The following is a 24,485-nucleotide window of genomic DNA, read 5'->3' as shown; positions in this document are numbered from 1 at the left end:
CTTCGCTTTGCATGACCCACCTGTGACCACGTTCAACCCCCATCAAGAACGCGTGGCGACGGCATGGCCGGCCTACATGGCCTCGCTCGAACCAGAGCCGTCCGAGAGCGCCGTGCCTGCCATCGTGCCGCCGGACGTGTGCATTGAATCTCCACCGCCCGGTCTGCCGGCCTCGATGACCGCGTGGTGCGGTGCCTGGTCGGGATGGGCGGACCAGGGGCGCACAAGCGACGTCAGGCTGATTGTCGAGAAGGTGTCTTTGAGCGGCGCAACCGTCGTTTGTGTACGCGCCTCGGCGCGCCGGAGGGTGCAGAGCGAACGGGTAGGGGCCGTCTGGCACGAAGGCGAGCTCCAGGCAAACCTGCCGGATGGTGCCATCGTCCACTTCAGGATGCGGGACCCGGATGTGGTGGAGCTTCTCTGGCGCGATGCAGCAGGCCGCATGGCCGGGGTGCTCACACAGCAGAAGGCTGGCGGGCACCGGGTGAGCGAGTACCTAACCACGGGGGCGCTGGACCAGGACGGGCGGCCCATTTGCCTGGAGATGGTGACCTACAAGCCCTTGGGCACCGGGCCTTTCCCCACGCTGCTCTTCAACCACGGCTCTACCGGCATGGGCAATGACGCTGCCACGTTCACCACCACCGTGACCAGCCCGGCCCTGGCCAGGTTCTTCAATGACCGTGGGTGGATGGTCGTGTTTCCCCAACGCCGGGGGCGCGGCAAATCAGGCGGCGTGTATGCCGAGGGCCTGGAGCCCGATGGGTCGGGGTATTCCCATCGGCCCGAATGCGCGCTGGCAGGCTTCGAGCATGCCCTATACGACGTGGAGTGCGCCGTGGCGCACCTGCTGGAGCGGCCCGATGTGGACCGTGATCGCCTGCTGATCGGCGGACACTCCCGTGGCGGCTTTCTGGCGCTGGCTGCTGCGGGGGCCCGGCCCGGGCTGTTCCAAGGCGTCCTCAATTTTGTCGGTGGTTGGGTGGATGAGCAGGCGACGGCCGACGAGATCAATGGCGGGCTTGCCACGAGAGGCGCTGGCTTCGCCGGGCCCACACTTTGGCTCTACGCGGACCACGACCCGTTCTATAGCCTGGCCCATAGCCGCAGGAATTTCGACTCTTTCGTGGCTGCCGGAGGACGGGGAAGCTTCCACACACCCCCAATGCAGGCAGGGCAGGACGGCCACAACATCCTTGCGTTCAGTGGTCTGTGGGGCCCTTTGGTGGAGCCCTTGCTGGCCGCCCAGGTCCGGCTCGCGCCGAACCAGCCCGTGTCAATTTTCCCTGCTGCCCTTGCCCAGCCTGGGCCATGATGGACGCACATGCGTACTGATACGCCAAAAAATCAGTCCAACCAAAAGCCCATGACCCTCGCCATCCAGTCCGCAGCACCAACGCCATCCACCCTGGTGGGGCGCCTGCGCGGCCTCCAATCCACCGCCCGCGAACTCCCCGACACCCCGGTGGAAATCCGTGGCCAGATCCCCCCGTGGCTCATCGGCGGCAGCCTGCTGCTCAATGGCCCGGCGCTGTGGGACTTGCCGCATGGCAGCTACGTGCACTGGTTTGATGGCCTGGCCATGCTGCACCGGGTGCGGCTGGCGCCGGGCGATGTGGGGGGGGCCAGCGCCACCTACCGCAGCCGCTACCTGCAGACCGATGACCTGCGCGAGAGCCTGGCGGCGCGCAAGCCGGCGCGCAGTGCCTTTGGCACGGCCGACCCGGCGGGGCTGTTCTCGCGCCTGCGCAACCTGCGCCACCCGATCGTGACGGACAACGGGGCGGTGGTGATGGCGCGCATTGGCTCGCAGTGGGTGGCGCAGACCGAGACGCCGCTGCTCACCAGCTTCGACCCCGACACGCTGGCCACCACGGGGCGCATCGAGTACGACGATGCCGAGGTGATCCATGTCATGTCGGCCCATGGCGTGACGGACGCGCAGGGCACCTACTGGAACGTGGGCGTGGAGATGGGCCCCAAATGCACCTACAAGCTGTTCAAGATCACACAGGGCAGCCGGCGGCGCGAGGTGATGGGGCGCTGGTCCGTGCGGCAGGCGGGCTACCTGCACGCCTTTGCGATGACGCCCACGCACGCCATCGTTTGGCAGCCGGCCATGCGGGTCAATGCCATCAAGCTGGCGCTGGCGGGCAAGGGCTTCATCGACAGCTTCAAGTGGAATGCGGCTGCAGGGTCGCGCATCGACGCTGTCTCGCTCACCGATGGCAGCGTGCGCAGTTGGTCCGTGCCGGCCATGGCCAGCTTCCATGCCGTGCAGGCGTGGGACGAGCCCAGCCAGGACGGGCGCACGCCCGCCACCCTGGTGCTGGACCTGTGCACCACCGACGGCCCCGAGATCTTCAGCGCGCTGCGCCTGGAGCGCTTGCGTGCCGGCCAGCCCATCGGCGTGCAGCACCGCGTGCAGCGCTACCGGCTGGAGCCCGGCCGCACCGATGCGCAGCCCCGGCCGCTGGTCGAAGGCGCCAGCGTGGAACTGCCCGCCGTGCATGGCGCCTACTGGGGCAAGAAGCAGTCGCGCCACGCCTGGTTTGCCGGCTTCGACCCCGATGGCAAGGCCCCCATGTTCGACCGCACGGTAAAGCTGGACCTCGACGGCGGCCGCATCGCCGGCACCTGGCAGCGCGAGCATGCCGTGCAGCTGGAGCCCCTGTTCGTGGAGCGCCCCGGCTCCACCGCCGAGGACGATGGCGTGCTGCTGGTGCCCACCTTGGCTGAAGGCGACGAGGGCACAGTGATCGGCGTGATCGACCCGGCCAGCATGCAGTGCCTGGCCACGCTGCATTTGCCACAGGTGGTGCCGTTCGGGTTCCATGCGGCGTTCAAGCCTGCCTGGATGCCGGGGTGAGTTGGGCGGTGAAGAACCAGTTGCTGTGGGTCGACTGCATCGCCGCTGCCGTGGGCGGGCTGGCTGGCGGTCTGCCAATAGTGCGTCGTGCGGCGCTCTTGGACATCGGTTCGGCACTGTTTGCACCGGCGACCAGCCGGCGTCGGGCGTGCTCGTCCGCCCCTGTCAGGCTAGCCGCCTTGCGGCCACCGCTTCAGGACGAGCGCGTCGTGCCGATAACCAGAAGGTTACGATGAAAAGCCTCCTCGCTCTGCTGCTGGTCAGCGCCTGCTTCCAGGCGCAGTCCGCCAATCTGCCTTCCTGCGACAAGGCGGTGCGTTTCAGTGCGGCCTGGTTCGCCGACCCGGAAGTGGACAACGCCAAATCGGCCGCCGAACTGACGAAGATCGGCGCGGGCGCAGGCCGCAGCGGTACGCAACTCGGCCACGTCGTTGTCGAGACCAAGCTGGCGGTGATGCCGCAGACCAGTTGCCAGGGCGTCGTCGTGCGGCTGGATTACATCAAACCGGTGCTGCGCGTGGCCAGCGAGCTCCCGCCGGGCAGCTGTGCCTATGCGCACGTGATGAAACACGAGCAGACGCATGTGCGCATTCACCGCGACATCGCGCGCCAGTTCCGCGAGCTGGACTATCCCTGGGCCTCGGGCGGCAACAGCGCGGGCATCCTGGTCTATGCAAAACAGGAACTCGACCGCCTGATGCAAGCCCAGGCGCAGTTCGACAACCCCGAGGAATATGCCAGCAACTTCAGCGCGTGCGGTGGTGAGATCGCGCGGCTGGTGAAGCCCGCGGCGTCTACCAAGTCTGGGCAGACACCGGGTTGAGGCAATCGCCTTCCGCTAAGGCTGATTGCTCGCGCCTTGGGCTGGACCAGACGGATGCCGACGGTCAGGCTTGCTGCCGCCGAGACCGGAGTGAGCCACCGCGCCGACCTTCGACTGCGCCACTTGTTCGCACCCGTGCCCTGCCGACCGATCGAATTCGCACAGACTGTCCTGCAGTGACCGGAATGCGCAAATGAGGAAAGGCGTTCGCAACTGGCGCCAGCGGCTGGCGGTTGAACATGTCTAGAAAAGATCCTGCTGTGACGACGTCAACGCGGCAAAACTCTCCCCCAGCGGCTGCAAAATGGCATCCGCAATCGGCTGCAGCTGCTTGGTGAGGTAGTGCCCGTAGTCGATGGGAGAATGGCGCGCTTCCAGCGGCTCCGGTCCATTGCGGGTCATGACGTAGCGGATCCAGCCGCCGCTTTGGTACTGCTGGGGGCGGCCCATGCGGGAGTTGTATTCGTCGGCCATGCGCGCTGCACGCACCTGCGGGGGCACGTTGGCGACGTAGGCATCCAGGCGGTGGCGCAGGCGCTTGCGGTAGACGAGCAGGTCGTCCTTATTGCCCGCCAGCGTGGCCTGCGCGTAGTCGGTCACGAACTCGCTGTAGGGCGCGCCCTGGAAGACGCGCGAGAGCAGGCCCTCCTGGAACTGCCGGGCCAGGGGCGTCCAGTCGCTGCGGGCCATCTCCAGGCCGCGGTAGACCATCTCCTCCTTGCCCTGGGTGTCCACGCTCAGGCCGGCGTAGCGCTTCTTGCTGCCCACGTCCGAACCGCGGATGGTGGGCATGAAGAACTTCTTGTAGTGCGTGTCGAATTCGATTTCGAGGTGGTTGTCGAGGTTCTGTTCTTCGCGCAGCCTGTGTGTCCACCAGGCGTTGATGTCCTTGACCAGGTCGGCGGCCACGGCATGGGCCTCCTCGTTGGTGTGGGTGCGCCCGAGCCAGATGAAGATGGAGTCGGTATCGCCGTAGATCGCCTGGTACCCGCGCTTTTCCACGAACTCGCGGGTGAGCTTCACCATCTCATGGCCACGCAGGGTGATCGCCGAAATCACCTGAGGGTTGAAGAAGCGGCATTCCGACGCCCCGAGCACCCCGGCAAAGGAGTTCATCACTAGCTTGAGCGCCTGCGACAGAGGCTCGTTCTTCGCGCGCTTGGCCTCGTCGCGCGCGCGCCAGAGGGTGGTGACGATCTCCGGCAGGCAATGCCTGTCGCGCGAGAAGCGCGTGCCCAGCGGGCCCTGGATGAGCGGCGCCGCATCGCTGGCGTGCATGCCTTCCACGTAGCCCACCGGGTCGACCAGGAAGGTGCGGATGATCGAGGGGTACAGGCTCTTGTAGTCCAGCACCACCACCGAGTCGTAGAAGCCGGGCTTCGAGTCCATCACGTAGCCACCGGGCGAGGACTGGCCCTCTATCTCGCCCACGTTGGGCGCCACGTAGCCCAGGCGGTGCATGCGCGGCAGGTAGTGGTGGCTGAACGCGGCGATGGAGCCGCCGAAGTGGTCCATCTGCAGGCCGGTGGTGTGGGCGCGCTCCATCGCAAACTGCAGCAGCCGCGTTTTCTCGAAGATGCGCAGCACCAGCTCGCAATCGCGGATGTTGTAGGTGGCCAGCGCGGGCTTGTCGTGCTGGTAGCGCCGCTCGATCTCGGCCATCTTGTCGTACTCGTCGCCGATCTCCTTGCCCTCGCCCAGCAGCTGCTGCGATACGTTTTCGAGGCTGAACGAAGAAAAGCTCCACACCGCGGCGCGCAACGCCTCGATGCCGTCGATGACCACGCGGCCGGGCATGGGTGCGAAGAGGTAACCCTGCTTGCCCGGGTGCGTGCGCCAGGCAATGGGCCGGCGCTCGCGGCCCAGCAGCAGGGGCGTGGCGCAGTCGTCGGCGGTCTTCTGCAGCACGCGCAGGTCGAACTGGATCACGTTCCAGCCGATGAGCACGTCCGGGTCGTTGCGCTCGAACCAATCGTTGAGCTGCTCGATCATGGCTTGGCGCGTGGGGCAGTAGACGGGCGCAAAGCCCTCGGGCCCCGCAGGCTCGGAAGGCGGCTCGCCAAGCATGTACACCACGCGCTCGGCCATGCCGTCGAGCGCAATGGAATACAGCTCCTGGTGCTGGCTGGTCTCGATGTCCAGCGACACGACCTTCAGCGCCGGCCGGTAGTCGGGCGCAGGCGCCAGCCTGCAGTCCACGCGGGCGCCGTTCTCGCTGCGCCCGCCTTCCACCAGCACGCCGGCGGTGATGAAGCGCTCCATCAGGTAGCGCTCGTGCGGGCGCACATCGGCTTCGAGCAGGGAGATGCCCAGCTGCTGCAGCGATCGTGCCAGCCGCCCCAGCTGCCGAAAGTGCCTGGCATAGACCCCGATCACGGGCTGCTGCTGAAAGCTCTTGAGGTCCAGAGCGCGTAACTCGACATCCGGCAGGGCCATGAGCTGGGCGTCCACCGTGCCCTTGTGCCGTGCTTCGACAAAGGCCACCGAGGTCTGGCCGGTCAACAGCACCTTCAGCGGGCCGGCGTCGGTCGCCAGCCAGTATTCGATTTCGGTGCCCGCCGGTGTGTCCCGCCAGTTGCGCGTGAGGATAAAACCCTTCATTTGGATGGACGCACGGGTCTTGGAACCAATCGGAAAACAGAAAGGGAGAGGGCGAGAGGGCTGGCAACGGAGCTTCCAATTCTCGCCGATGGCGGCGCGTCTGCGCAGGCGCAACGTCCATGCCGGCGGCTGCGGCAGAATGGGCCGAAACCCACCACTGAACTTCTGCCGCGCTGGCCCCCGCAGCGGCGAAGGGCGGCAACCGAGCCATTGCCATGCTGAACAGACTGCGCACCACTGCCATCGCTGCCCTGGCTGCCCTCGCCATGGGCGGGGCACCCGTTCAGGCCGACACCCCGGTCGCGGCCGCGGCCGTGGCATCGCAGCCGGCCGGGGCGCAAGGCGTCTTCCCTGGTGCGGCCTGGGCCACGCCGGCCACCAGCGGGCAGCCGAGCGGCTGGTCGGCAGACAAGCTCCAGCTGGCCGACGACTATGCCGACTCGCTGCGCTCGGATGCCTATCTCGTGGTGTATCGCGGAGTGCTGGTGCATGCCTATGGCGACATCCGCCGGCCGATGAACCTCGCGTCGGTGCGCAAGAGCGTGCTCAGTGTCCTGTACGGCATGCACGTCGGCCCGGGCGCCATCGACCTGGACCAGAGCCTGGCGTCCCTGGGCATCACCGACAAGGGCGGGCTGTCCGACGTGGAGCAGACCGCCACCGTGCGGCAACTGCTGCAGTCGCGCTCCGGGGTCTACCACGAGGCGGCCTACGAGACGCCTGCAGCGAAGAAGCGGCGGCCCGAACGCGGCAGCCATGCGCCCGGCACCTTCTGGTACTACAACAACTGGGACTTCAACACGCTGGCCACCATCTTCCAGCGCCGCACCGGCAAGGATGTGTTCGAGGCACTCAAGACCGAGCTGGCGGAGCCTTTGCAGTTTGAAGATTTCCGCTACCCGCAGGACACGAAGTTCGAGTACGAACGCAGCTCGGATCACCCCGCCTACCTGATGTTCCTGTCTGCGCGCGACCTGGCGCGCATCGGCCTGCTGGTGAGCCGCGACGGCCTGTGGCAAGGGCGCCAGATGGTGCCCTCCGCGTGGCTGCGCGAGAGCACGACCTCGTACAGCGCCGTCAGGGGCGGCAACGGCTATGGCTACATGTGGTGGCTGCCGTTCGCGGCATTTCCGTCGTGGCGCACTCCCGGCAACCAGCTGGTGTTGGCGGACGGGAGCGGCGGCCAGTTCATGCTGATCGACCGGGCGCGGGACATCGTGCTCGTGCACCGGGTCGACAACAGCCGGCTCTGGTTCAAGCGCAATGCGGTGGATGTGGGGCAGTTCGCAGAGCTCGCGGCGCGCGTCCTCGCTGCCGCGCCCGGAGAAGTGGGCGGCGGGAGGCCCACGGAGCCGGCAGCGCACCGGGCGCAGACCCCTTGATTTACCGGCCCAAAAGTAGGGCCTTTTGCGGCGGCGAAGAAGGCAGCGCTCGGCGTTAGGATGCCGCCACAGGAGGAATGTGCGGCCCCGTCGCGCGCTCATCTCCACCAGACCTGGACCGCGTTGAGCGCGGCCAAGGCCCCGGTGCCACCGCAAATGGAGCATCCCAATGTTCAGCTTCCTGGTCGATATCGTCGTCGGCTTCTTCGAGTTCGTGGTCGATGTGCACATGTTCCGGTCGCAGCGCAGCAAGCGCGGTAGCCGCGAGCGCAGCGTTGCCGAGGACACGCTGGCCGTCGCCCACTTCGATTTCGTCACGCTGGTGCTGATTTCGCTGGTCAGCGCCGGGTTGATGCTGCTGCTGGCCTTCGTTTTTGGGGTGCCGGTGGGCTGGAGCGTGGCCATTGGACTGGCCGTGGGCGTGGTCTGGGGGCTGTGGCGCTACTCCCGATTGCTGCGCCAGCAATGACCGCCCCGCCGCGCTGACGGGGCTACCCAAGCCCGGCAGGCATGCAGAATGCCAAGTCCATTGCCATCGGGAGTTTCTTCATGGTGCTGCGTCAGCGAATGGCCGCTCTGCTTCTGGGCCTGGCCGGCGGGCTGCGGCAAGTGGGCCGGTTTGGGGGGCATTGAAGCCATCACCCCCACGCGCCTGAAGCGCCCGCAGCAGGGCATGGCGCTTCAGGCGAGCGCTGTCTCCAATCTCCCTGGGCAAACACCTTGCGCGCCGCCGCCAGCCCGTTGAGCGCTGCCGCAAAGCCGGCATAGACGGCCATCTGCACGGGGACATCGACCACCTCTTCTCAGGTGACGCCGAGGTTCAGCGCCGCAAATCAGGTGCACGCTGCGCTCGCTCCTGGGGCGGCTGGCAGCCGCTGATACGATGGCAGCCATCCTACCCACTTCGCGCCTCGCCGAGGCCACAGCGCATGGAATCCATCGGGAGCCAATTTTCTGCCGACAGGGCTGCACGGGAGCGTGCCTGTGGGCATGCCGGGGCCGTGTTGACGTGCAGCCGGTGCAACGCCGGGCAGGGGGCGCCATGGATCTGATGAAGTTGCTGCGAAGCCTGGAGGAGTTCGTCTTCGAGGCCATCGCGCTGCTGTTCTTCTACCCCCGAACGCTGCTGCGGATTGTCTTTAGGCCCCTGCAGTCCATGGAGTACGCCGAGCAGGAAGAGGCAGCGGACAAACCCCTGGCCTACGACGATGCCGTGAGTCCGCCGCTGCTGCTGCTGATCACGCTGCTGCTCACCCACGCCGTGGCAATGGCTTTGCACGTTGATCAGGCGCCGGACGCTGCGCCCCTGGCCAAGGAGTTGCTGAACTCGCCCCAGAACCTGCTTGTTTTTCGCAGCCTGCTTTTCAGTCTGATCCCGCTGACGGCGGCGGTGCTGCTGCTGCGCCAGCGCAGGCAAGCGGCATCGCGCAGCACCCTGCGGCCGCCCTTCTTCGCACAGTGCTACCTGACATCGCCCTTTGCGCTGGTCGTTTCGCTGGGCCTCATGGCCGCGCAGATGCCGGGACGTGGCTTGGGCATGGCCGGAGCGATTGTTTGCGCTGTGGCATTCGCATGGATGGTGGGCGTTCAGGCCGCGTGGTTCAAGGCCAAGTTGGGCGTTGGAGGCCTGGCCGCGTTGGGTATGGGCGTGGGCCTGCTGGTGTGGGCATGCGCCTGGGTACTTGTCGCTGCTGTGTTGGTTGCGATTTTTTGACCCCCTTGTTGTAGGAGAGCGCATGCGCATTCAACCCCGTTGGTGGATCGGTCTGGGCGTGTACCTTGCCTACATGGGCTGGGTTTTCGCTGCATGGACTTACCTGGACATCGACTACGCAGCGCTGGGTGCGCAGGCCAACCTGCTGCGCGGCATCATCGTGCCGCTGGGTATCGCTGCCATCGTGCTGTGCATCTTCAACGGGCTGGCAGGGTGGTGGCCGCAGGCAACCCGTGAACCAGTGCTGCGCCAGCCCCTGTCCCTGGCCGCAGTGTTGGTACCCATGCTCGGGTTCATCGGCATGAACCTGTACAGCACAGTCTGGGCCGCCATCGGCATCGAACACGTGCTGGTGCTGGCCGCCGCCATGCTGCTGGTGGGGTTCTGCGAAGAGATGGTCCACCGCGGCATTCTGCTGGTGGGCCTGCGCCACTCGCTGCGGTCCGAGGCCTGGGTGTGGTTCTGGTCGAGCGCGCTGTTTGGCCTGCTGCACGCCACCAACGCCTTCTTCGGTGTCGGCGCGGCGGCCCTGGTGCAGGTCGTTCTGGCCTTTTGCGCGGGCACGGGGTTGTACCTCGTGCGCCGGCTCACCGGCAGCCTGTGGGTGGCGATGGCGTTGCACGCCCTGTGGGATTTTTCGAGCATTGCGCAGGGTCTGGGGCGGGGCCCCCAGAGCCTTGGCGCGCTCGTCTTTCTGGGCGGCACCTATGTGGCTTCCATCGCCGTGGTGGTGCTTGTGCTTCGCCGTGGAGCGGGAGCTGGGGCGTCCGCGAAACCCGGGGATGGAGCTATTGCGGCACCAGCCCCGCCGCCTTCACCAGCTCCGCATGGACCTTGATCTCCTGCGTGATCGCGTCCTTGAGCTGCTGGCTGGTGCCGGGCGCCACTTCCATCCCGCTGGCGGCCAGCTTGGCCTTGATGTCGGCATCGGCCAGGGCGGCGTGCGCTGCGCGCTGCAGCCGGTCGATGATGGGTTGGGGCGTCTTGGCCGGGGCCAGCAGGCCGACCCAGGCCGAGAGGTTCATCTCGGGCGCGCCCGCTTCGACCATGGTGGGCGTTTGTGGCAAGGTGCCGGTGCGCTGCGCGGCCATCAGGCCAAGGGCATGCAGCTTGCCTGACTGGATGTGCGGCAGCGCTTCGGGCAGCACGGCAAACAGCATGTCCACCGTGCCGGCCAGGGCGTCGTTGATGGCCGGGGCGCCGCCCTTGTAGGGCACGTGCAGCAACTCGGTTTTCGTGCGGGTGGTGAACATCAGCCCCGCCAGGTGCTGCGGGCTGCCGTCGCCGGATGAGGCGTACGTCAGCTTGCCCGGCGCGGCCTTGGCGGCGGCCAGCACGGCGGCCACGGTGGGGAACTTCTGCTTGTCCTTGACCACCAGCACCATCGGCTGGTTCACGAACTTGGTGATGGGAACGAAGTCCGCCTCGGGGTCGTAGGGCAGGGTCTTGAAGATGCTCTTGTTGGTGGTGAGGAACGAGGCCGGCGAGACCATCAGCGTGTAGCCATCGGGCGCGGCACGTGATACCAGTGGCGTGCCGATCTGGCCGGATGCGCCCGCCTTGTTGTCCACCACGAAGGGCTGGCCCAGCTCGGCCGCCATCTTCTGCGTGACCACGCGCGCGATCATGTCGGCGCTGCCGCCCGCGGGCAGGGCCACAATGACCTTGACGGGGCGGTCGGGGTAGGCTGCGCCTTGGGCGAAGGCGGTGGTGGCGGCGGCCGGTGCGAGCAGGGCGCAGGCGAGGGTGGACATCAGGCTTCGGCGTTGCATGGTGCTGGGTTCCTCAGAAACAGGGCGAATGAAATGGGCGTGTGCGATGCCCATCTTCATGCAAGTCCTGTACCAGCGCACATTGTCTGGCCGGGGCGCGGCGCCCCGCCACTCGGGCTTGCAGGCCGCTCGGAGCCGTCCCGTCTACCGTGGGGCCGCCAGATCAGCCTGCCTGCGCTGGTGTTGCGGATGCCGGTACCAGGCGATCAAGTACGGCCCTGGCGCTGGCGAAATCGAGGTTCGCCATGTGGCGCTGCAGGGCGGCCAGGTGGTCGCCCCCCAATTGCGCGCTGAGCGCGGGTTCGAGCATGCGGGCGCAATCGAGCGCATCAAGGTCGTGGGTGTCCAGAAGGTGCTGGAGCTGCATGAGTTGCTCCCAGGCGCCTGGTGCCAGCGGCACGGCATTTGCGCCTGGGGCTGCGGGGCCAGGCGCCGTGCTGCCATCGCGGTCCGTGTGCCACCGCCCCGCGATCTCCTGCATCTGCGCCGCCAGCAGAGCGATGCCTTCGGTCTGGCCGTTGCGCGCCGATTCCTCCGCCTGCGAGGCCAGGGCATGCATCTGCTCGGCCCCCACGGTACCGGCCATGCCCTTGATGTCGTGCAGCAGTGCGGCCAGTTCCGGCGTGGCCGGTGGCGTTGCGGCTGCGCCGGGCGCCGGTGTCGCTGTATCCAGCAGCCTGCCCACCGCGCCGAGCGTTTCCGAAATCCGGCGCAGCATCTGCCACAGCAAGGGGGCTGAGCCCTGGAGCCGCGAGAACGACTGCCGGGCGGATACGCCCTCGACGCTCGGCCAGCCGGCGGGCGCCTCGGCAGCCGGGGGTGGCGTGTGGGGGCCGGCCAGGCCTTCATGGCCCGGCAGATGGCGGCGAATGGTCCTGACCAGCATCGGCGGATCGAATGGCTTGCCGACGATCGCGTTCATCCCCGCAACCAGGGCCTCGTCGCGCTCTGCGGAGGAGACACCCGCCGTCAGGCCGATGACGGGCAACTGCGCCAGGCCAAGCGTGGTGCGCATCCGGCGGGTGGCGTCCAGGCCGTCGAGCACGGGCATGTGCACATCCATCAGAACGGCATCGAAGCGGTGCGGTTCCAACGCGAGAAGCTCAAGCGCGGCCTGGCCATGTCTGGCCACGCTGACCTGAGCGCCCTCGCTGGTCAGGATGCGGGCCGCCACCTCCTGATTCACCTCGTTGTCGTCCACTACCAGCAGCGAGACCCCGCGCAGCCCCAGCCCCTCGGGAAGCGGTGCGTCGGGTGCGGTAGCAGGCTGGCTGCCTGTCGACCGATAAAGAGGCAGTGCCACCTGGAACTGGCTGCCCTGGCCGATTTCGCTGCGCAACTCGATGTGTCCGTCCATCAGGTCCACCAACTGCTTGACGATGGACAGGCCCAGCCCGGTGCCCCCAAAGCGGCGGGTGGTGGACGTATCCGCCTGCACGAAGGGTGCGAACAGTCGCTGCCGGGATTCCTCTGAGATCCCGATGCCGGTATCGCTCACCAGGAAGCTGACCTCCGTGCTGTCGCCAGCCCGTTCCTGAAAGCGCAAGGTGAGCCTCACTTCCCCCCGGTCGGTGAACTTCACCGCATTGCTCAGCAGGTTGATCAGCACCTGGCGCAGGCGCGTGCTGTCACCTTCCAGCGCGAAGGCTGGCGGCGCCTCGATGTCCAGCACATAGGCGATGCCCTTGGCCTGCGCCTGCGGCTCCACCAGCGCGGACACCTCGCGCACCATCTGGTCGATGTCCAGCGGGAGTCTTTCCAGGGCCACCTCGCCGGCCTCGATCTTGGACAGGTCGAGCACGTCGTTGATGACGGCCAGCAAGGCCTTGCCTGCCACCTGCAGCTGCCGCAGCATGCCTTGCTGTTCGCCGTCGAGCGCGGTGCGCGCCAGCAGGTAGGACAACCCGATCACCGCGTTCATCGGTGTGCGGATCTCGTGGCTCATGTTGGCCAGAAATCGGCTTTTGGCGTCGCTGGCTTCCCGAGCTTGCTGCATCGCAATGCGCAGCGATTTTTCCTGTTCAAGGCGCGTGCTCACGTCATGGGCAATACCCAGATAGCCGATGAACGAGCCGGCGGCATCGGCCATGCGCGTCACCGCCAGCGACACGGGCAACCGGGCCCCGTCGGCACGTGCCAGGCGCCATTGGCGCAAGGGGTCCTGGCTGGCGGTATGTATCAGGGCCATGCGCACCTCGGGGGGCAGGCCATCCATCGTGGTCTGTTCCTGCTCCTGCGTCGGTACCGGCCGGCCGTCCGGCGCCTGGTCCCCGGCCTCGACGAAATCCGAGGCATTCCTGCGCCCGATGACCTGCGCCGCCGGCACACCCAGCAGCAGTTCTGCACCGCGGTTGAAAACGGTCACCACACCCTCCTCGTCCGTGGCCACGATGGCGACCTGCGTGGATGCCTCCAGCACCGTGCGCAGCAGGGTCAGCGTGCTTTGCAACTGCATCTCGGTGCGCTTGCGGTCCGTGATGTCAGTGCGGATGGACACGTATTTTTCCACCCGCCCCTGGGCATCGAGGAACGGCGCCACGACGCTGTCCACCCAGTACAGCGCGCCGCTCTTGGAGCGGTTGCACACCTCGGCCCGCCAGCTGCTCCCGGTGCTGATGGTGCGCCACATGTCCACCCAGAACTGCGCGCCGTGCGTGCCCGAGTTGACGATGCGGTGGTTCTGCCCGATCAGCTCGTCCCGTTCGAACCCGGAGATGCGGCAAAACGCATCGTTGACATCAATGATGCGGCCGATGCGGTCGGCCACCGAGACGATGGTGTGCTTGTTCAGCGTTTCCAGCAGCGCTGCGTTGTCCCGCTGGGCTGCCGCCAATTGCAGGCGGCTTTCGTTGAGCTCCGTCACGTCGTGCACGAAGGCGTAGAAGCCCTTGACCTGCCCATCGGCAATGTCCGGCAGGTAGTGCACCAGGGAGTGGCGTTGCGGCGTGTCCCCGCTGCCATGGCCGGTCTGCTCGAACATGCGTGCCTCGCCCCGCAGCGCTGCCTGCACATGGGGGGCGGACACTTCGTACATGCCGTCGCCGATCAGGTCGCGCAGGTGCATGCCCGGCACCAGGGCGGGGTCCATGTGGAACCAATCGCCGTAGGCCCGATTGGCCACCCGGTTGCGCTGGTCCGTACCCCAGTAGCCGATCTGCGAGGGCATGGCATCCAGCACGGTCTGCAGGGCGTGCCGTGCGGACTCCAGGTCGCTGGTGCGCTGGCGCACCTGGTCTTCCAGCGTGGCGTTCAGTTCAATGACCCGCAGCGCGGCGGCCCGCACTTCGCGCACGTCGCGCAGGGTCTTGGCCAGGCCGACGATACGGCCATGGCTGTCCTCGATGGGGCTGGCAGAAACCGAGACATCGATCAGCGTGCCATCGCGGTGGCGCCGCGAGGTCTCGTACGCCTTGACCCGCTGGCCCCTGGCCACCATGGCCAGCATGGACTCGTCCTCGCCCTCGCGCCCTGCCGGCACCAGCAACTCCTGCGCGGTGTGGCCCAGCACCGCGTCGGCCTCGTACCCGAACAGGCGCCTGGCCCCGTCGTTCCAGTCGGTGATGACCCCTTGCAGGGTCTGCACGATGATGGCGTCGTCCGAGCCTTGCACGATCGCCGCCCGCCGGGCCTGCTCCAGCAGCTGGCTGCGCGAGCGGTGCACCAGGTGCAGCACGGCGATGGCCAGCGCCGCCGCCGCCAGGCCCAGCAGCACCGCCATGATCGCCTCGCGCCACGCCGGCGCAAGGCCGAGCGATGCGACGAAGGCGGGTGTGGGCTGCAGGTCCACTTCCCACTCGCGGCCGAACAGGGGCAGGGTGGTGAGCCCGCCAGGTGCCGGCCCTGCCAGCGGGTCGGACGGGCTGCCGTAGAGCCAGTGGTCCTGCGGTGCCTGCCGGTCGCGGATGCGCAGCACGAAGTGCCCCGACTCCACATCCAGGCCGCGCAGCACCTCGTCCATCTGCAGCGGGGCATACACCCAGCCGCGCAGCGACTGTTCCCGGTTGGCGGGTGTATCGGTGGCACCGCCAAAGCGGTAGACCGGCAGCATCAGCAGCAGGCCGCTGGAGGGGGTGCCCGCATCCTGTATCAGGGTGATCGGTCCGCTCAGGGTGGCCTGGCCGGTGCGCATGGCTGTCAGTGCCGTGGCCCGGCGCGAAGGCTCCGAGGCGATGTCCAGGCCCACGACCCGGTTGTTGCGGTCCAGGGGCTCGATGTACTGGATGATGTAGCGTTCGCCGCCATGCGGCTCGAACTGGCGCACCTTGAAGTCGATCCAGTCTTCCGCGAGCACCTTACGCACGAAGGCCGCTTCCTCGTGCGCCGCAAGCCTGTGGATGTAGCCAAAACCCCGGGCGCCCGGGAACTCCAGCGCGAAGTCACGGGTCTGGCTGTAGCGGGAGAAGGCGTTGTGGTCCAGATCGTCTCCCGCCGCTGCCACCGCCCCCCGGGTGCCGCGCAAGCCGTATTCGTACTGGCGCAAGCGCACGGCGATCTCCTCCAGCACCCGGCTCTTGAGCCGGTCGAAGCGCTGCTCCGTGGTCGCCTGGTTCTGCCGCAACTGGCGGTCATAGGCCACAACGGCTGCGACCAGGGTCAGGCACACCACCAGGAGAGCCAGCAGCACCGACTGTTTCGCCACGCTGGTGGCGTTCTGGCCGGTGCGCTGCGGGCCCGATGCCATGCGGTCAGCCCTGGGGGCCCAAGGCATGCCAGCAGTCCCGCCCAGCGTTCTTGGCCGCGTACAGGGCCTGGTCGACGCGGCTGACCAGCCCCCACAGGTCCCCGTCGGCGATGGGCACTGGCTGCGCCTGCGCCGCGTACGTGCCCACCCCCACGCTCACCGTCACATGGTCTGCGTGCAGCGATCCGGCGTGCGGCAGGCCCAGCACGCGCACGGCCTGCAGCGTGCGCTCGGCCACCTCCTGGGCGCCTGCTGCATCGGTGTCCGGCAGCAGGATGGCGAACTCTTCGCCGCCCATGCGCCCCACGCGGTCCCCGGGGCGCTGGGCCACGGACACCAGGGCCAGCGCCAGGGCCTTCAGGCAGCTGTCGCCGGCGGGGTGGCCATAGTGGTCGTTGTAGCGCTTGAAATGGTCGACGTCGACCATCAGCAGGGACAGGGGCGCAGCCGTGCGCGCGCAGCGCTGCCATTCCCGCTGCAGCAACTCATCGAAATGGCGGCGGTTGCTGACCCCGGTCAATCCGTCGGTCGTGGCCAGGTTGCGCAGTTCGTCCGTCAGGCTCTTGATGCGCAGCTGGGTGCGCACGCGCGCGAGCAGCAATGCCGCGTTCACGGGCTTGGTGATGAAATCGACCGCCCCGGCCTCCAGGCCCCTGACCTCGGCCTCCGTCTCGCCGTGGCCGGTGACGAAAATCACGGGGATATCGGCGAGCCGTGCGTCCGCCTTCATCGCGGCGCACACCTCGTAGCCGCTCATGCCGGGCATCTCGGCGTCCAGCAGCACCAGGTCCGGCGCGCTGCCTGCCATCTGATCGAGCGCATCGCGGCCCCGCATGGCAAACCGCAGTTGGGCTGCTCCCTTGAGCATGCCTGCCATGACCTGGATCATGGCGGGGTTGTCATCAACAATCAGGATGCTGGGATTCATGCACTGCTTATTCTGGATATCGTGGGCGGTGGCGGCAAGTGCAATTTGCGCAATGCCTGCCCCGGCACTGTGGGGGGCGGCGCGCAGGCAAAAATGACCGCGCATGGTAGTGAAAGGCTCTGACGTGGCCCTGACTGCGTTCAGGGGCCTTTGCGTGATCGACCCAAAGAGTGTGCTGGCGGCTGCCGACCGATTGCTTGACCTGCGTCAAGTCTCGCCAGGTAAATTGCTCGCCATGTAACAAAACGCTTACCAATCCAGGCGTTGCGCCGCAGAATGGGCTTTGGAGGGGATTGCATGATCAACCGGTTGCTGAACCGGGTGTCACCGTTTCGCAGTGTTCGGGCGCGCTTCTCTGCCGTCATGGGCGGCTCGGGCATCCTGCTGGGCCAGGCGCTGACGATGTTCATGGAGTGGCATCTGGAAGAAGGCCTGCGCGGCTCGGCGCGCGATACCTTGAATGCCGTGGCCGACGAGATCGCCCACGAGCTCAACGAGGACATCAACAACCGGCAGCGCGAGGATGACTTTGGCACCGGATTCTCGTCGCTGGGCTACCTCCGGCGCATGCCGCTGGACCAGCTCAAGATCGACCAGTCCTTCGTGCGCGAGATCGCCACGAATGCCAACGATGCTGCCATCGTGCGTGCCGTTGTTGCGCTGGGCGATGGTCTGGGCCTGCAGGTCATCGCCGAAGGGGTGGAAACGCTGGAGCAGCGCAACCTGTTGGCGCGCTACGGCTGCACCTGCTACCAAGGCTACCTGTATGGTCGACCCGCCCCGATCCAGGAGTTCGAGGCCACCATCGAGCGGGACTGGGAGCGTTGATTGAAGGCACCCCCCTTGCTGGGCAGCCGGCTTGACGCCCGTGCTGCAGCAGATGGACCGTGCATTCGAAGCGAAGGCACCGTTCAGCCCTGGGGCGGTGGTGTGAACACCGCATCGATCTCCAGCTCCACCCATACCCCATCGGGCAGGCTGGCCGCGCCGATGGCGCTGCGTGCCGGCAGTGCAAGGTGCGGGAACGCAATGGCCAGTACCTCAGACGCGGCGTCGAGCACCCGTGGGTGCGCGCCAAACCCGGGTGCCGAGCGCACGAAGCCGCGCAGGCGCACCACATGCCGCACGCGGGCCAGCTCGCCACCGCAGGCTGTGCGCAGCGCGGCCAAAGTGTTGAGCATGGCCACTGTGGCCGCGTGGCGCACGGGCGCCAGGTCGGCATCCGACTCGCAGATACCGGCCAGGGCCTGGCCGGCGATGCGGCTGGTCTGGCCACTTACGGCCACCCAGTGCTGGCCCGCCACCTCATGTACGTGGCAGGGCGCGTAGCTGCCGCGTGGCTGGGGCGCAGGTGGCAGCACCAGGCCGGCGGCGGCGAGGCGCTCCTCGGGAGTGGTGTGCGTGTTGCGGTTCATGCCGCGCCCCCTACCACTTCGCCGCTGAGCCAGCAGCCGGCCACGGTGCCCTCTGCATCGAAGCGCGGCCGCACTGCAATGGCCGAGGGGTTGCCCATGGCATCGCCTTGGCGCACGGTGCAGACCACGGGCGCGGTTGCGCTGCCTGTTGCGATGGTGCCGGAGGCTGCCAGATGCCCCCAAAGTGCCGCCGCTGCAATGCCGGTGGCCGCGTCTTCGGGGTAGCCGGATTTGCGCGGGAACTGGCGCGCGAAGACGGTGGGCTCTGCCGCTGCCTGCCCATTGGTGGCCAGTGCATAGGGGTACAGGCCGGTGGAGGCGATGGCGTCGCAGGTGGACTCCATGATTGCGAAGTCCGGCGCCAGGGCCTGCAGCGCGGCCACGTCGGGCAGGGGCACCAGGGTCTTCACGCGGCTGGTGGCGGCGTTGGTCATGGCGATCGGGGCAGTGGCGGCAGGCAGGCACAGGGTGCGGGCCACGAGCGCTGCGGCGCCGCTCTCCAGCACCTCTTCGCGCACGGCGGGCTGCGAGATCCACACGCGCTGGCGTGCCGCGTCCCACTCCACGTCCACCAGGCCGCTCAGGGTCTGCACGCGGGCCCTGGGCGTGGTCCACACGCCCCAGCGGCGCAGCGCCCACAGGCTGCCCACGGTGGCGTGGCCGCACATCTCCATCTCATGGTGCGGTACGAAAAAGCGCAGGCGCCAGTCGGCGCCGGGTACATCGGCCGGCAGCACGAAGGCCGATTCGTGCCCGTGGGCGCGTGCGATGTCCTGCATCTGCGCGGCATCCATGCCACGCGCATCGGCCACCAGCGGCACGGGGTTGCCGCCGCCCGGGCCGTTGACGAATACGCGGATCAGAACGACCTGGCCGCGTGCCGGCAGTGAGGCGGGAAAGGGGAGTTTGTGCTCAATCAACGCGGGCTCCTACGGCTTTGGCGATGCGGCCCCAGTACACGGTGTCGCGCACCACCGCGGCCTGTAGTGCATCGGGCGTGCCGGGGGCGGCGTTCACGCCCAGCGCGGCCAGCTCGGCGGCCACGGCGCGGTCGGACAGCACGGTGTTGAGTGCCTGGTTGAAGCGCTCCACCACCGCCTTGGGTGTCTGCGCAGGGAACACGATGCCGTACCACAGCGACTGGTCGAACCCTGCCATGCCCTGCTGCTGGAAGGTGGGCACGCCCGCCAGCAGCGCATTGGGCGCCGTGGTGGCCACGGCGTGGATGCGGCCCGCGCGGATATAGGGCACCAGCCCTGCCGGGTTGTCGAACATCAGCTGCACCTGGCCCGAGATCAGGTCGGTGTAGGCCGGGGCTGCGCCGCGGTAGGGAATGTGCACCAGCGGCACCTTGGCCACGCCCTTGAACTGCTCGCCCAGCAAGTGCGAGACCGTGCCCGCGCCGACCGAGGCAAAGCTGAAGCCCTCGGGCCTGGCCTTGAGCGCCGCCAGCAGGGCCTTGGTGTCGGGCTTGCCCAGGGCGCCCGTGGTGGCCAGCACGTAGGGCGATGTGCCGATAAAGCCGGCATACGCGAAGTCCTTGGCCGGGTCGAACGGCAGCTTGGGGTACACGCTCACGCTGACCGCGTGGGTGCTGGTGGTGGCCACGCCGGCGGTGTAGCCGTCCGGCGTGGAGCGGGCCACCATGGCCGAGCCCAGGGTGCCGCCGGCGCCTGCGCGGTTGTCGATGACGAGGGGCTGGCCCAACTCCTTTTGCAGTCGGGGCTGCAGCGCGCGCACCACCAGGTCGGTGCCGCCACCGGCCGGGAAGGGCACGACCAGGGTGATGGGCTTGGCGGGCCAGGGGGTAGCCGTCTGCGCGATCAATGGCGCGCAGGTGCCGGCAAAGGCCAGGGCCAGCAGGGCGTGTCTGCGGGGATGGGAAACGGGGGGCAAGGCGGGCATGGAGAACTCCATCACGAAGAAAGTCCCATGCTAGGAACGGCGCCCCGATCCGGAAAACCAGGATGCGACAGGCCGTGATCCCAATTGCGACAGGTGCCGCAGCGGGGTCAGTGTGCCACCGACTTCAGCAGCCGAGTCAAGTGCCCGCTGGTCGCAAACCCGAGTTGCACGCTCACCTGCGCCAGCGGCAGGCCGGTGGCCAGCAGCCGACGCGCGTGGGCGGCCAGCATCTGCCGGCGCAGGGCCACGGGGCTCTGGCCGAATTCGTCCTGGCAGGCGCGCTGCAACTGCCGCGTGGAGGTGCCCAGCTCGCAGGCGATGGCGTCGATGCCCGGCAGGGGCTCGTTCCAGTCCAGCGCCTGGGCAAAGCGCGCCAGCATCTGCCGTGCGGGTGAGCGCGGCCGGGCCACATCGAGCGGGCGCGCCCGGGCGATCTGCCGCACCACGGCCAGCACCAGGGGCTCGGCCGCGCGCGCATCGAGCGCCGGGGCCAGCAGCGCGTCGAGCATGGACAGGGCCGCCGCATCGAGCCGGATGGCGCCCCGCCCGGTGCTGCAGGCGCGCGCGATCTCGGGTGCCAGGTACAGCTCGCCATGCTCTTGCTGCTGCGTGGCGGACTGGGTTCGGTGGGCGGTGGCCATGGGCAGCAGGATGGCCTGGCTGCGTGCCAGGCGAATCTGGTCGAGCCCGGCATGGCCAGGGGCGCCTTCACTCTGCCAGGCGCTTTGCAGTGCCCCCTTGCGCGGCCACAGCAGCATGGCGCAGTCATGCACATGCCAGTCGAACTCGTAGTGCGCCTGCCGGCTATGGCGCAGCGCAAAGCCCTGGGCCGCCAGCTGGGGGAGCTTGGGCGAGAGCTGGGGTGGGCGCGGGACGGCGGGGCTTGTCATGTCAACAACACCTTTGCAGGGATCGTGCCAGATGGGCCCGCCACACGCAAATTCAGGCGGTTGCCGCCTGCGGCTGTCCCAGCGACCGCAATATGTCCCGCACCATCTGCGCACGGTCCTTGGGGTCCTTCAATTCGCGCTCGATGCGCAGCTTCTCGTTGCCCGCCAGCTTGATGTGCTTGTTCTTCTGGATCAGCTCGATGATGCGCATCGGGTCGATGGGCGGCTGGGGCTTGAAGGTGATGTTGATCACTCCGGGGGCGGCATCGACCTTGACCACGCCGTAGGGCTGGCTCAGCACGCGCAGGCGGTGTACGTCGATGAGGGTCTGGGCCTGCGGCGGCAGCTTGCCGAAGCGGTCCACGATCTCTTCGAGCAGGCCGTCGATCTGGTCGGGGTTCTTGGCGGTGGCCAGCTTCTTGTAGAACGACAGGCGCAGGTGCACATCGCCGCAGTAGTCGTCGGGCAGCAGGGCGGGGGCGTGCAGGTTGATGTCGGTGGTCACGCTCAGCGGGCTGAGCAGGTCCGGCTCCTTGCCGGCCTTGAGCGCCTTGACGGCTTCGCTGAGCATCTCGTTGTACAGCTGAAAGCCCACCTCCAGCATGTTGCCGCTCTGGTTCTCGCCCAGCACCTCGCCGGCGCCGCGGATCTCCAGGTCGTGCATGGCCAGGTAGAAGCCGCTGCCCAGCTCTTCCATCTGCTGGATGGCATCGAGGCGCTGGGCGGCCTGCTTGGTCAGGCCCTCGGTGTCGGGCACCATGAGGTAGGCGTACGCCTGGTGGTGGCTGCGGCCCACGCGGCCGCGCAGCTGGTGCAGCTGCGCCAGGCCGAACTTGTCGGCGCGGCTCATGATGATGGTGTTGGCCGTGGGCACGTCGATGCCGGTCTCGATGATGGTCGAGCACAAGAGGATGTTGTAGCGCTGGGCCACGAAGTCGCGCATCACGCGCTCCAGCTCGCGCTCGGGCATCTGGCCGTGGGCCACGGCGATGCGGGCCTCGGGCAATATCTCTTCGAGCTTCTGGCGGCGGTTCTCGATGGTCTCCACCTCGTTGTGCAGAAAGTACACCTGCCCGCCGCGCTTCAATTCGCGCAGCACCGCCTCGCGGATCACGCCCGTGCCCTCGTTGCGCACAAAGGTCTTGATCGCCAGGCGCCGCTGCGGCGCGGTGGCGATGACCGACAGGTCGCGCAGGCCTTCGAGCGCCATGCCCAGCGTGCGCGGGATGGGCGTGGCCGTGAGGGTGAGCACGTCCACCTCGGCGCGCAGGGCCTTCATCTGCTCCTTGTGGCGCACGCCGAAGCGGTGTTCCTCGTCGATGATGAGCAGGCCCAGGTTGTGGAACTTGGTGGATTCGGAGAGCAGCTTGTGCGTGCCAACCACGATGTCCACCGTACCGTCGCCGATGCCCTTGATGGCCGCGGTGATCTCCTTGCCCGAGCGAAAGCGCGAGACCTCGGCCACCTTCACCGGCCACTTGCCGAAGCGGTCCATCAGCGTCTGGTAGTGCTGCTCGGCCAGCAAGGTGGTGGGCGCGAGGAAGGCCACCTGCTTGCCGCCCGTGACGGCCACGAAGGCCGCGCGCAGGGCCACCTCGGTCTTGCCGAAGCCCACGTCGCCGCAGACCAGGCGGTCCATGGGGCGCGGGCTGATCATGTCCTGGATCACCGCGTGGATGGCGGCGTTCTGGTCGGCCGTCTCTTCAAAGCCGAAGTCGTTGGCAAAGGTCTCGTAGTCCTGCGGGCTGTAGCGGAAGGCATGGCCTTCGCGCGCGGCGCGGCGGGCGTAGATGTTGAGCAGCTCGGCCGCGCTGTCGCGCACCTGCTCGGCGGCCTTGCGCTTGGCCTTTTCCCACTGGCCGCTACCGAGCTTGTGCAGCGGCGCCTCGTCGGCGCTCACGCCGGTATAGCGGCTGATGAGTTGCAGCTGGCTCACGGGCACATAGAGCACGGCCTTGTCGGCGTATTCCAGGTGCAGAAACTCCTGCATGGCGGGCGTGCCGTCGGGGTTCTTGTTGCCCACGTCCATGTTCACCAGGCCGCGGTAGCGGCCGATGCCGTGGGCGCTGTGCACCACGGGGTCGCCCACGTTGAGCTCGGCCAGGTCCTTGATGAGCGCCTCGACGTCGCTCACCTGCTCCTGCTTCTTGCGCCGGCGCGTGGTGGGGCCGGCGGCGAAGAGCTCGGTTTCGGTCACGAAGTCGATGCCGTCCTCGATCCAGCTGAAGCCCACGGTGAGGCCGGCGGTGGCAATGCCCACCTTCTCGTCGGGCGTGCCCTGGAACTCGGCCAGCGAGTCGAAGGCCGGCGGGCTCACCCCGCTGGCGCGCAAAAAGTCGAGCAGGCTTTCGCGCCGGCCATCGCTCTCGGCCAGCAGCAGCACGCGGTGCTGCGTGTTGCGGATGTGGGCGTGCAGCCGGGCCAGCGGGTCCTCGGCGCCGCGCACCACCGACAGGTCGCCGAGTTTCTGGAAGTGCGGGTTGTCGGCAATGTCCTCCACCCCGGGGCGGATGGACAGCTGGGCATGCTCCTTGGCGCGCGTGTAGAACTGGTCGGCCGAGAGGAACAGCGTCTCGGGCGGCAAGGTCGGGCGCTCGGGGTCGCCCTGCACCAGGCGAAAGCGGTCTTTCGTGTCCTGCCAGAAGCGCTGGAAGGCCGGCTCCAGGTCGCCGTGCAGCACCACGGTGGCCTCGCCGCCCAAGTAGTCGAACACGGTGGCCGTCTCGTCGAAGAACAGCGGCAGGTAGTACTCGATGCCGGCCGTGGCCACGCCGGCGCCCATGTCCTTGTAGATGCGGCTCTTGGTCGGGTCGCCTTCGAGCATTTCGCGCCAGCGGCTGCGGAACTTGGCGCGCGCATCGTCGTCCATGGGGAACTCGCGGCCGGGCAGCAGGCGCACCTCGGGCACGGGGTACAGGCTGCGCTGGCTGTCGGGGTCGAAGGTGCGGATGCTGTCGATCTCGTTGTCGAACAGGTCCACCCGAAACGGCACCAGCGAGCCCATGGGGAACAGGTCGATCAGCCCGCCGCGCACCGCGTACTCACCGGGGCTCACGACCTGCGAGACATGGCTGTAGCCGGCCAGCGTGAGCTGGGCCTTGAACTTCGCCTCGTCGAGCTTTTGCTTGACCTTGAAGTGGAAGGTGTAGCCGGCCAGGAAGGAGGGCGGCGCCAGCCGGTACAGCGCGGTGGTGGCGGGCACCAACACCACGTCGGCGCCGGTGTCCTTGTCCTTCTGGCTGATGCGCCACAGCGTGGCCAGGCGCTCGCTGATCAGGTCCTGGTGCGGCGAGAAGGTGTCGTAGGGCAGCGTCTCCCAATCCGGGAACAGGGCGCAGCGCAGCGTGGGCGCGAAGAACGCCATTTCCTCGATGAGGCGCTGCGCATCGGTGGCGTCGGCCGTGACGATGGCGGTGGTGCGGCCTGCCGCCTTGTCGCGCTCGGCCAGGCGGGCCAGCAGCAGCGAATCGGCGCTGCCCACGGGGCGGGGCAGGGTGAAGCGTTT

At 67.8% G+C, this 24,485-nt stretch carries 17 protein-coding genes; 8 read left to right on the top strand and 9 right to left on the bottom strand.

Annotated elements, in window-relative coordinates:
* The first annotated feature begins 22 nt into the window (after positions 1-22).
* The 3 genes from U5N23_RS20985 to U5N23_RS20975 all read left to right on the top strand — a co-directional run bounded on the left by U5N23_RS20985 (position 23) and on the right by U5N23_RS20975 (position 3,692).
* A complete protein-coding gene (locus U5N23_RS20985; RefSeq protein WP_322594680.1) occupies positions 23-1,315 on the top strand; it encodes an alpha/beta hydrolase family protein in 1,293 nt (430 codons plus the stop codon).
* Positions 1,316-1,366: 51 nt separating this feature from the next.
* Positions 1,367-2,869, top strand: a complete 1,503-nt coding sequence (locus tag U5N23_RS20980; protein WP_322594679.1) for a carotenoid oxygenase family protein — start codon at positions 1,367-1,369, stop codon at positions 2,867-2,869.
* A 232-nt stretch (positions 2,870-3,101) separates the two neighbouring features.
* Positions 3,102-3,692: a hypothetical protein gene (locus U5N23_RS20975; protein ID WP_322594678.1), complete on the top strand. Its 591-nt coding sequence runs from the start codon at positions 3,102-3,104 to the stop codon at positions 3,690-3,692.
* 243 nt (positions 3,693-3,935) lie between these two features.
* Here U5N23_RS20975 and U5N23_RS20970 read toward each other — a convergent pair whose 3' ends face one another.
* Positions 3,936-6,293 carry a DNA polymerase II gene (locus U5N23_RS20970; RefSeq protein ID WP_322594677.1) on the bottom strand — a complete coding sequence of 786 codons (2,358 nt, stop codon included), beginning with the start codon at positions 6,291-6,293 and terminating at the stop codon, positions 3,936-3,938.
* Positions 6,294-6,508: 215 nt separating this feature from the next.
* Here U5N23_RS20970 and U5N23_RS20965 point away from each other — a divergent pair, with 215 nt between their 5' ends.
* The 4 genes from U5N23_RS20965 (at position 6,509) to U5N23_RS20950 (ending at position 10,227) form a co-directional block, all read left to right on the top strand.
* On the top strand, positions 6,509-7,675 hold the full coding sequence (locus U5N23_RS20965; RefSeq protein WP_322594676.1) for a serine hydrolase: 1,167 nt from the start codon (positions 6,509-6,511) through the stop codon (positions 7,673-7,675).
* Between the two features lie 169 nt (positions 7,676-7,844).
* The gene (locus U5N23_RS20960) at positions 7,845-8,144 is read left to right on the top strand and encodes a hypothetical protein (RefSeq protein WP_322594675.1); all 300 of its coding nucleotides are present in this window, start codon (positions 7,845-7,847) and stop codon (positions 8,142-8,144) included.
* Between the two features lie 573 nt (positions 8,145-8,717).
* Positions 8,718-9,389, top strand: coding sequence for a hypothetical protein (locus tag U5N23_RS20955; protein ID WP_322594674.1), 672 nt, complete (start codon positions 8,718-8,720; stop codon positions 9,387-9,389).
* Between the two features lie 22 nt (positions 9,390-9,411).
* Positions 9,412-10,227 (top strand): CPBP family intramembrane glutamic endopeptidase, encoded by an 816-nt coding sequence (locus tag U5N23_RS20950; RefSeq protein ID WP_322594673.1) that lies wholly within the window; start codon positions 9,412-9,414, stop codon positions 10,225-10,227.
* Here the strand turns inward: U5N23_RS20950 and U5N23_RS20945 are convergent.
* The 3 genes from U5N23_RS20945 to U5N23_RS20935 form a co-directional block, all read right to left on the bottom strand.
* Positions 10,178-11,161 (bottom strand): Bug family tripartite tricarboxylate transporter substrate binding protein, encoded by a 984-nt coding sequence (locus U5N23_RS20945; protein ID WP_322594672.1) that lies wholly within the window; start codon positions 11,159-11,161, stop codon positions 10,178-10,180. The two genes, U5N23_RS20950 and U5N23_RS20945, sit on opposite strands and share 50 nt — an antisense overlap.
* A 163-nt stretch (positions 11,162-11,324) precedes the next feature.
* Positions 11,325-15,842: a PAS domain S-box protein gene (locus tag U5N23_RS20940; protein WP_322594671.1), complete on the bottom strand. Its 4,518-nt coding sequence runs from the start codon at positions 15,840-15,842 to the stop codon at positions 11,325-11,327.
* 4 nt (positions 15,843-15,846) lie between these two features.
* Complete coding sequence (locus U5N23_RS20935; RefSeq protein WP_322594670.1) at positions 15,847-16,770, bottom strand: diguanylate cyclase domain-containing protein; 924 nt, start codon at positions 16,768-16,770, stop codon at positions 15,847-15,849.
* 297 nt (positions 16,771-17,067) lie between these two features.
* On the opposite strand from U5N23_RS20935, the gene U5N23_RS33170 reads away from it, so the two are divergent.
* On the top strand, positions 17,068-17,598 hold the full coding sequence (locus U5N23_RS33170; protein WP_416208643.1) for an EAL domain-containing protein: 531 nt from the start codon (positions 17,068-17,070) through the stop codon (positions 17,596-17,598).
* 83 nt (positions 17,599-17,681) lie between these two features.
* Here the strand turns inward: U5N23_RS33170 and U5N23_RS20925 are convergent, their stop codons facing one another.
* From U5N23_RS20925 to mfd, 5 genes are all read right to left on the bottom strand, one after another.
* A complete protein-coding gene (locus U5N23_RS20925; protein ID WP_322594669.1) occupies positions 17,682-18,185 on the bottom strand; it encodes a RidA family protein in 504 nt (167 codons plus the stop codon).
* The gene (locus tag U5N23_RS20920; RefSeq protein ID WP_322594668.1) at positions 18,182-19,105 is read right to left on the bottom strand and encodes a PhzF family phenazine biosynthesis isomerase; all 924 of its coding nucleotides are present in this window, start codon (positions 19,103-19,105) and stop codon (positions 18,182-18,184) included. Before U5N23_RS20920 ends, U5N23_RS20925 begins: the two co-directional genes overlap by 4 nt.
* Complete coding sequence (locus tag U5N23_RS20915; protein WP_322594667.1) at positions 19,098-20,090, bottom strand: Bug family tripartite tricarboxylate transporter substrate binding protein; 993 nt, start codon at positions 20,088-20,090, stop codon at positions 19,098-19,100. Before U5N23_RS20915 ends, U5N23_RS20920 begins: the two co-directional genes overlap by 8 nt.
* A gap of 107 nt (positions 20,091-20,197) precedes the next feature.
* Positions 20,198-20,980: a helix-turn-helix domain-containing protein gene (locus tag U5N23_RS20910; RefSeq protein ID WP_322594666.1), complete on the bottom strand. Its 783-nt coding sequence runs from the start codon at positions 20,978-20,980 to the stop codon at positions 20,198-20,200.
* Positions 20,981-21,032: 52 nt separating this feature from the next.
* Positions 21,033-24,485, bottom strand: a 3,453-nt coding sequence (mfd, locus tag U5N23_RS20905; protein WP_322594665.1) for a transcription-repair coupling factor, incomplete at its 5' end; no start/stop codon positions are given.

The organism is Acidovorax sp., assembly GCF_034519795.1.
Lineage (GTDB): Bacteria > Pseudomonadota > Gammaproteobacteria > Burkholderiales > Burkholderiaceae_C > Acidovorax.
Note: the sequence above shows the minus strand (reverse complement) of the source record. Positions and strands in the feature narration are given on the sequence as shown.

Coding starts and splice junctions, on each gene's coding strand:
- U5N23_RS20970 (WP_322594677.1), bottom strand. CDS start 6,293: ATGAAGGGTTTTATCCTCACGCGCAACTGGCGGGACACACCGGCGGGC.
- U5N23_RS20980 (WP_322594679.1), top strand. CDS start 1,367: ATGACCCTCGCCATCCAGTCCGCAGCACCAACGCCATCCACCCTGGTG.
- U5N23_RS20960 (WP_322594675.1), top strand. CDS start 7,845: ATGTTCAGCTTCCTGGTCGATATCGTCGTCGGCTTCTTCGAGTTCGTG.
- U5N23_RS33170 (WP_416208643.1), top strand. CDS start 17,068: ATGATCAACCGGTTGCTGAACCGGGTGTCACCGTTTCGCAGTGTTCGG.
- U5N23_RS20910 (WP_322594666.1), bottom strand. CDS start 20,980: ATGACAAGCCCCGCCGTCCCGCGCCCACCCCAGCTCTCGCCCAAGCTC.
- U5N23_RS20915 (WP_322594667.1), bottom strand. CDS start 20,090: ATGCCCGCCTTGCCCCCCGTTTCCCATCCCCGCAGACACGCCCTGCTG.
- U5N23_RS20975 (WP_322594678.1), top strand. CDS start 3,102: ATGAAAAGCCTCCTCGCTCTGCTGCTGGTCAGCGCCTGCTTCCAGGCG.
- U5N23_RS20950 (WP_322594673.1), top strand. CDS start 9,412: ATGCGCATTCAACCCCGTTGGTGGATCGGTCTGGGCGTGTACCTTGCC.
- U5N23_RS20935 (WP_322594670.1), bottom strand. CDS start 16,770: ATGAATCCCAGCATCCTGATTGTTGATGACAACCCCGCCATGATCCAG.
- U5N23_RS20965 (WP_322594676.1), top strand. CDS start 6,509: ATGCTGAACAGACTGCGCACCACTGCCATCGCTGCCCTGGCTGCCCTC.
- U5N23_RS20940 (WP_322594671.1), bottom strand. CDS start 15,842: ATGGCATCGGGCCCGCAGCGCACCGGCCAGAACGCCACCAGCGTGGCG.
- U5N23_RS20925 (WP_322594669.1), bottom strand. CDS start 18,185: ATGAACCGCAACACGCACACCACTCCCGAGGAGCGCCTCGCCGCCGCC.
- U5N23_RS20955 (WP_322594674.1), top strand. CDS start 8,718: ATGGATCTGATGAAGTTGCTGCGAAGCCTGGAGGAGTTCGTCTTCGAG.
- U5N23_RS20945 (WP_322594672.1), bottom strand. CDS start 11,161: ATGCAACGCCGAAGCCTGATGTCCACCCTCGCCTGCGCCCTGCTCGCA.